Consider the following 7,196-nt stretch of genomic DNA (forward strand, 5'->3'; position numbering starts at 1 on the left):
CACGTCCGCCAGGGCCGTCAACGCGGGAAAGTCCAGCGGGCGAGCCGGCAGGTCGCGCACCCACAGGGTGGTCGTGGAGGTCGGCTGTTCCCGCGGTTCCGGGGCGATCGGCCCGCCGCCCTCGACGAACCGCATCTCGTAGTTGCGCATCCACACCGGGAATTCCGGCGGTGGTGCCACGGGCACCGACTCGGCGGGCGGCGCGGCGGGTGGTTCGATCTCGGTATCGGACCAGGTGGGCCGCCGGGCGCCGCAGACCACGGTCGCGGTGGTGGTCACCGCGTCGTCCTGGCTCAGCGTCAGCATCCAGTGCTGGGTGCTGCGGTTGGTTCGCACCGGCCGGCTGTCGATCGTGAACGGGCCGTCGGCGATCGGCCCCGCGTAGTTGACGGTGATCGACACCGGTTCGGCCGCGCACCGCGGATCGTCGAGGACCGCGCGCACGGCGGTGGCCGCGGTGACCCCGCCGAAGGGGCCCACCATATTCGAATACGACGCCGCGGTACGGGCCAGGTAGCGGCCCGCACCGGCGGGCGCCGGCGCGGTGGCGAGATCGAACGGGTGGGTGCCGAGATCGGTGCGATTCACGAGCGGGTACTCCTTGTCCGGGAAGGTGGGATCGTGCCGGGGGCCGGGATCGCGGCCTTCAGCAGCGATTCGAGTTGGTCGTCGATGCGGTCCAGGGCGGTGGTGCTGCGTTCGGCGCGGCACATCGCCAGGCTGCCCTCCAACGCCGCGATGATCAGGGTGGCGGTGCGTTCGGCCTCCGCCTGCTCGGCCCCGTCCTCGCGCAGGGATCGCGCCAGCAGATCGGTCCATCGGGCGAAGGCGGCCGCCGCCGCCTCGCGGGGGCGGCCCTCGGCGTCCGGCGCGTCCTCCACCGATACCGCCAGCACGGGACATCCGGCACGAAAGTCGCTGTCCAGCAGATTCTTTCGCCAGCGCCGCAGGAACGAGTGCAGGCCCTCGACCGAACCCTTGCGCAATTCGCGCGCCAGCGTCGCCGCGGTCCGATCGCCGGCGAGGGCGACGGCTTCGGTGGCGAGTTCGGCCTTGCCGCCGGGGAAGTAGTGGTAGGTCGAGCCGAGCGGGGCGTCCGCGAACTTGGCGAGATCGCGCACACTCGTGGCGGCCAGACCGCGCCGGCGAATCATCTCGGCCGCGCCCGCCACCAATTTCGCGCGCGAATCATCCGGTGTGCCGCTCATATCTCCCACCTCCCTATAACGGACGTCATAGCGGCTCCCGCCCACTATAACGGACGTCATAGCAGGGTGTCCGGCGAGGGCTCAGCGCAGCCGGGGCGAGTCTGGTTCGATGGACGATGTGACCCTGTTCGTCGGGACTTCCGGCTGGCAGTACCGGGACTGGCGCGGCGTGCTCTATCCGCCGGGCGTACCGCAGCGGTTGTGGCTGGAACGGTATGCGACCGCCTTCGCGACCGTGGAGAGCAACAACGCCTTCTATCGGCTGCCCAGTCGCGAGGTCTTCGCCGCCTGGCGGGAGCGCACGCCGGACGATTTCGTCGTGGCCGTGAAGGCCAGCCGCTTCCTCACTCATGTCAAACGACTGCGCGAGCCGGCCGAGCCGGTGCAGCGGCTCCTCGAACACGCCGCGGGCCTCGGCGACCGGCTGGGCCCGATCCTGGTGCAGCTGCCGCCGACCCTGCGCGCGGACGCGAATCTGCTCGACGACTGTCTGCGACAGTTCCCCTCGACCGTGCGGGTAGCGGTGGAACCACGCCACGAGTCGTGGTGGACACCCCGCATCCGTGCCGTGCTGGAAAAACGTGGCGCCGCGCTGTGCTGGGCGGATGCGCGCTCGCGCCCGGTGACGCCGCTGTGGCGCACCACCGACTGGTCGTATCTACGCCTGCATTCCGGGCTGGCGCGGCCGCAACCCCGGTACGGCCGGCGCGCCCTGACCGCATGGGCGCATCGGCTGGCCGACACCTTCGGTCCCGCCGACGGTTACGTGTACTTCAACAACGACCCGGGCGGCGCCGCCGTCCACGACGCCGTGGTGTTCGCCGGGCTGGCGACAGACGCCGGGCTGGCGGTGACGCGCACCGACGTGTCCGCCTGACCGACCGGCGGATCAGCCGAGCTGGTCGAGGAACGTCCGCGGAAGAGCGATGGCGGGAGTGCCCGCGGAATGTCGCCCCGCCTCGCCCGAGAGCCGCCGGACGACGGCGAGCAGTGCCGGACCCTCGTCGATCAGCGGGCGTACCAGTCCCGCTTCGACGCAGCGGCGCAATGCCGGCGCGAGAACCGTTTCGGCTTCCTCCGATCGGCCCACGGTCTCGAGGCAATTCGCGAACAACAGCGTGGCGCACAGAGCGGCGCGCGGGCGCACCGCGGTGTCGATCGATTCGCGCAGATCGCGGGCGCGGGGCAGTGCCCGCTCGGGATCCGCGCACAACAGCCACCGGACGGTCGCTTCCTCGGTGAGGTCGTGAATCGTGGTCGCCACGCCGTCCCGCGCTCCGTGGGGTGCGGGCGGCTCGCCGGGGTCGGATTCGGCGAACCCCAGCCGGATGCGCTCGAGTTCGATGCGTGCCGACAGCCGCGGCAGGGTGTGTGCGGTGGCGACCTCGGTGCCGTCGGCGAGTAGTCTTCGCGCTGCCGCGAGGTCCCCGCGCAGCGCCTCGATCCGCGCACCGGTGCCGTAGACCCCGGTCAGGAAATCGACTGTGCCGCCGTCGAATCCGAATTCCACCGCCACGCCGAGCAGATGCCGCGCCTCCGCGATCTCGCCGCGGTCGTAGAGGAAATCGCCGAGTGCGGCCGAGGCCAGGCGAGCGGTGAGGGAACTCTCCCCGGTCGTGGTGCGCGCCAGATGCAGCGCGGTGCGGAAGTGTTCCTCGGCCGCCTCGCTGTCGAGTTGCTCACGCGCCGCCATCCCCGCGAAACAGTGGCTGTACATGATGCTCAGCGCCCCGGTGATGTGCCGGAAGTAGGTCCGGCCCCACCGGTGCCATTCGTGGACGCGGTCGAAGTCGAACCGGTGCAGGGCGGTGAAGGCGCCCAGATTGGCCGCCGCCGACAGCACGAACGGCGCCAGCGAATCCGCGCGGGCGCAACTCTGTTCGACGATGTCCTCCAGTCCGTCGAGATGATCGGCGAGTGCCGCCTCCACCCCGCACAGAATCGACGCCTCGACCGCGAGATCGGATTTCCGGTGCCCCGGAGGCTGTTTCGCCGAATCGGCGGCCAGCGCCAGTTGCAGTGCGGTGTGCATGCGGCTCGGCCGCCGCAACAACACCGCCGCCCAGGCCAGCGCGATCTGCAGGGTCGGATCGGCCGCGGCCTCGGTGACGGGCAGTTTCGCCGCCAGCGCCGCCAGGGTGGCCAGATGCGAATGCTGCACCAGTTCGCGGGCGTGCGCGGAGACCAGCGCCACCGCGCGTCCGGGGTCGCCCGCCGCCATCGCGTGGTCGATCGCCTCGCTGAGCATGTCGTGGGCGGCGAACCATTCGGCGGCGCGGCGGTGCAGGCGCGGCACACGGTCGGGGTGGTCACGCTCGAGCCGTTGGCGCAGGAAATCCGAGAAGAGCGTGTGGTAGCGGAACCATTCGCCGTCGTCGTCGAGGCGCCGCAGGAACAGGTCCCGCCGCTCGATGTCCTCGAGCAGCGCGCGACCCTGCGGCCGTCCGGTCAGCTCCGAGGCGAGCGAGCCGCACACCTTGTCCGTGACAGCGGTGTCCAGCAACGCGGTCAGCAGATCGGGTTCGAGCGCGTCGAGCACATTGTCGGTCAGATATTCGCTGATCGCCTGATGCCGTCCGGACATGGTGGCGATCGCGCTGCCCGGATCCTCGCGCCCGCGCAGCGAGATCGATGCCAGTTGCAGCCCGGCGACCCAGCCGTCCGTGCCGCTCCGCAGCCGGTCGATATCGGCGGAGTCCAATGTCAGCCCGCCCACCCGGGTCAGGAAGTCCGCCGTCTCGTCTTGATCGAAACGCAGTGCGGCGGAGTCTATTTCGATCAGATCGTCACGAACGCGGATGGCCGAGAGCGGCAGACCGATCATCTCGCGGCTGGTGATCAGCAGTTGCAGGTGGTGGCAGGCGTTGTCGAGCAGGAAACGCAGTGCGGCGGTGGTATCGGCGTCGGTGACGCGATGCCAGTCCTCGATGATCATCACGATCCGTTCGCCGTCGGCGTGGATGCGGTTGATCAGCGTGGTCAGTACATAGCGCATCACGTCGTTGCCGTGTTCCTCGACGACGCGCAGCAATTCGGTGGTGAGGGCGGGTCGCGCCCGGCCGACGGCTTCGATGAGGTGCAGCAGGAACCACACCGGATTGTTGTCGTCGTCATCGATATTGAGCCAGCAGGTGGCGACCCCGCGGCCCACCATCCGCTGCCCCCACTGGGCGGCCAGCGTGCTCTTGCCGAAACCGGCCGGCGCGTGGACGACGATCAGGCGCGGCCAGCGGTCGCGATCCATCGAATCCAGCAGGCGGGGACGGCGCACCAGCGGGCGCGCGGGGAGCGCGGGATGGAATTTCGTCTCGGCGGTCGGCGGTGTCGTCACCGGGTCGGCCGGGGGAAGCAGGCCGAGCCGGGTCGGTTCGCCGACGCGATCGGCGACTGCCGCCGGTTCGGCCGCGGGAGGCTCCGGTGCCGGGATCGCCATCTCGTCCACGCGCAGACCGCGGTGGCGCTGCAACTGCTGCGCCCGCTCGCCGAACTCGGCCGCGGAGACCGGGCGCTGCGCCGTGTCGGCGGCCATACTGTCCTCGATCAGTGCGCAGATGTCGTCGGGAATGCCGCCGGGACGCAGATCGGGAATCGGTTCCTCGGTGATGCGCACGAATTGGGCGACCAGCCGCTCACCGGAGCGGCGCTGGAACGCGGCGTGGCCGGTGAGCATGCAGAACAGGGTGGCGCCCAGGCTGTAGATGTCGGAGGCGACCGTCGGGGTGCCGTCGCGCAGCACCTCGGGAGCGGTGAACGCCGGTGACGCCGTCACCACGCCGGTGGTGGTGCGGAAACCGCCCTCCACCCGGGCGATACCGAAATCGGTCAGCTGCGGTTCGCCGTAGTCGCTGAGAAGTACGTTGCCCGGCTTGATATCTCGATGCAGGATGCCGGCCCGGTGCACGGTTTCCAGCGCCCCGGACAGTTTCACCGACATGCGCAGCGCGGCAGTGATATCCAGTGGCCCGCCGTGCTGGATCCGCTGGTCCAGCGAGCCCTTCGGGTGGTACGGCATCACCAGATAGGGCCGCCCGTCGCCGGTCGTGCCGACCTGCAGGATCGCGACGATGTTCGGATGTTCCGGGAGCCCGCCCATGGCCCGCTGCTCGCGCAGGAATCGTTCGAGATTCTCGTCGCCGAATTCGGATGTGGCGGTGAGTACCTTCACCGCGACGGTACGCCCCAGTGCGAGTTCGCGGCAGCGATAGACGACGCCGAATCCACCCCGCCCGATGATGTGCGCATCGGCGAACCCGGCCGCCCGCAGATCGTCATCGATCACCAGGGAGCGGTCGCGCTGAGTTGCCATGGAATCCTTGTCGGCCATCGGCACCGTTTCCGTCTGTCCTGCTTCCGCGGAGCCCGTCGCGCTGGCATGTCAAGTATAGGCGCGCGACCTGCGCGTATGCCCCGGCCGAGACCGTTCGCGCACCCGGCGGCCGAACCGGCAGGCGACGCAACGGGATTCGCGTGCCGGGCCGGGCGGGATCGGCCACGGGGATGGTCACCGTCCGGAGGCTGCTGGCATGCTGTCCGATATGGCCGACATCCGCTGGGAAATCTCCGACTCCATCGCCACCGTCACGCTCGATCGCCCGCAGCAGCTCAACGCCTTCACCACCGCGATGGGTGCGGAACTGATCGCCGCCTTCGACGAGTTCGACCGCGACGACCGGGTGCGCGCGATCATCGTCACCGGCGCGGGCCGCGCCTTCTGCGCGGGCGCGGATCTGTCGGCCGGAGCCGAAACGTTCGCCGCCGAGGCGACCGACACCTTCCGCGACGGCGGTGGTGAGGTGGCGCTGCGGATGTTCGAATCACAGAAGCCGATCATCGCCGCGATCAACGGCCCCGCCGTCGGCGTCGGCATCACCATGACCCTGGCCGCGGACTTCCGGCTCGCCGCCGACAGCGCGCGCATCGGATTCGTGTTCAATCGGCGCGGCATCGTGCCGGAATCGTGCTCCAGCTGGTTCCTGCCCCGGCTGGTGCCTTTGCAGACCGCGCTGGACTGGGTGTATTCCGGCCGGCTGGTCGAGGCCGACGAGGCGTTGGACGCGGGCCTGTTCTACGCCCTGCATCCGGTCGGTGATCTGCTGGACCAGGCCCGGGCGCTGGCGCGACGGCTCACCGAACATTCGGCGCCGGTGTCGGTGGCGTTGTCGCGGCAGATGCTGTGGCGCGGCCTCGGCGCCGACCATCCGATGATCTCGCATCGCGTCGAATCGCGCGGTATCAACCAGCGCGGTGCCAGCGCCGACGCCCGCGAAGGCGTCTCGGCCTTCCTCGAGAAGCGGCCCGCGAACTTTCCGGACAGCGTCGAGCGCGATCTGCCCGATGTGTTCGCCGGTGACCTCGCGACTCCGCCCTTCCGACCCGCCTGAACCGACCGGTGCCCGTGGAGGAACGCATGATTCGCTGGAGCTGGATGTACATCGACCGGCCCGCCGCACGTTTCGACGACGCCTTCGCCTTCTGGACAGCGGTGACCGGCACGGGGCTGTCGGCCCGTCAGGGTGAGCACGGCGAGTTCGCGACGCTCGACCCGGCGACGGGTGATGCCTACCAGGCGGCGCAGGCGGTCGGCGGGGACGGTGGCGCCCATCTCGACATCGATGTCGTCGATCTCGACCGCGCCCGCCGCGCGGCGCGGGATCTCGGCGCGACCCTGGTCGCCGATCACGATGCCTGGTCGCTCGCGCGGTCCCCGCACGGCCTGCCGTTCTGCCTGACCACCGGCGAGGGACGGCACATCCCCGCGCCGGTGACCGGGCCCGACGGCAGCCTCAGCCGGGTCGATCAGCTCTGTTTCGATATCCCGCCGTCCGGCTACGACGGCGAGGTCGCATTCTGGGCCGCGCTCACCGGCTGGCCCGTGCGACGCACCGGTCGCGCCGAGTTCACCCGGCTGCTCGTGCCCGCCCACCTGCCGGTCCGGATCCTGATACAGCGCCTGGACAGCGAACAGGAGCCGGGCGCCCATATCGATAT

At 70.2% G+C, this 7,196-nt stretch carries 6 protein-coding genes; 3 read left to right on the forward strand and 3 right to left on the reverse strand.

Features of this window, described 5'->3' with window-relative positions:
* Positions 1-588 (reverse strand): acyl-CoA thioesterase (locus ON23_RS28775; RefSeq protein ID WP_039782134.1); only part of this gene is annotated, 588 nt, incomplete at its 3' end.
* Complete coding sequence (locus ON23_RS28780; protein ID WP_039782130.1) at positions 585-1,208, reverse strand: TetR/AcrR family transcriptional regulator; 624 nt, start codon at positions 1,206-1,208, stop codon at positions 585-587. The genes ON23_RS28780 and ON23_RS28775, both read right to left, overlap by 4 nt.
* A gap of 118 nt (positions 1,209-1,326) precedes the next feature.
* Between ON23_RS28780 and ON23_RS28785 the strand changes: the two genes are divergently transcribed.
* On the forward strand, positions 1,327-2,085 hold the full coding sequence (locus ON23_RS28785) for a DUF72 domain-containing protein (RefSeq protein ID WP_039782136.1): 759 nt from the start codon (positions 1,327-1,329) through the stop codon (positions 2,083-2,085).
* 12 nt (positions 2,086-2,097) lie between these two features.
* On the opposite strand, the gene ON23_RS28790 is transcribed toward ON23_RS28785, so the two are convergent.
* Positions 2,098-5,514: a serine/threonine-protein kinase gene (locus ON23_RS28790; protein WP_244969559.1), complete on the reverse strand. Its 3,417-nt coding sequence runs from the start codon at positions 5,512-5,514 to the stop codon at positions 2,098-2,100.
* Positions 5,515-5,731: 217 nt separating this feature from the next.
* Between ON23_RS28790 and ON23_RS28795 the strand changes: the two genes are divergently transcribed.
* Together ON23_RS28795 and ON23_RS28800 are read left to right on the forward strand one after the other, a co-directional pair.
* Entirely contained in the window at positions 5,732-6,589 is an 858-nt protein-coding gene (locus ON23_RS28795; protein ID WP_086007003.1) for a crotonase/enoyl-CoA hydratase family protein, read from the forward strand.
* Positions 6,590-6,615: 26 nt separating this feature from the next.
* The coding region (locus tag ON23_RS28800; protein WP_039782138.1) for a VOC family protein at positions 6,616-7,196 on the forward strand (581 nt) is incomplete at its 3' end.

Source organism: Nocardia cerradoensis NBRC 101014, assembly GCF_000308535.1.
Classification (GTDB): Bacteria; Actinomycetota; Actinomycetes; order Mycobacteriales; family Mycobacteriaceae; genus Nocardia; species Nocardia cerradoensis.

What these genes read in the sequence shown, in the direction of transcription:
- ON23_RS28780 (WP_039782130.1), bottom strand. Translation starts at nt 1,208, where the DNA reads ATGAGCGGCACACCGGATGATTCGCGCGCGAAATTGGTGGCGGGCGCG.
- ON23_RS28790 (WP_244969559.1), bottom strand. Translation starts at nt 5,514, where the DNA reads ATGGCAACTCAGCGCGACCGCTCCCTGGTGATCGATGACGATCTGCGG.
- ON23_RS28795 (WP_086007003.1), top strand. Translation starts at nt 5,732, where the DNA reads ATGCTGTCCGATATGGCCGACATCCGCTGGGAAATCTCCGACTCCATC.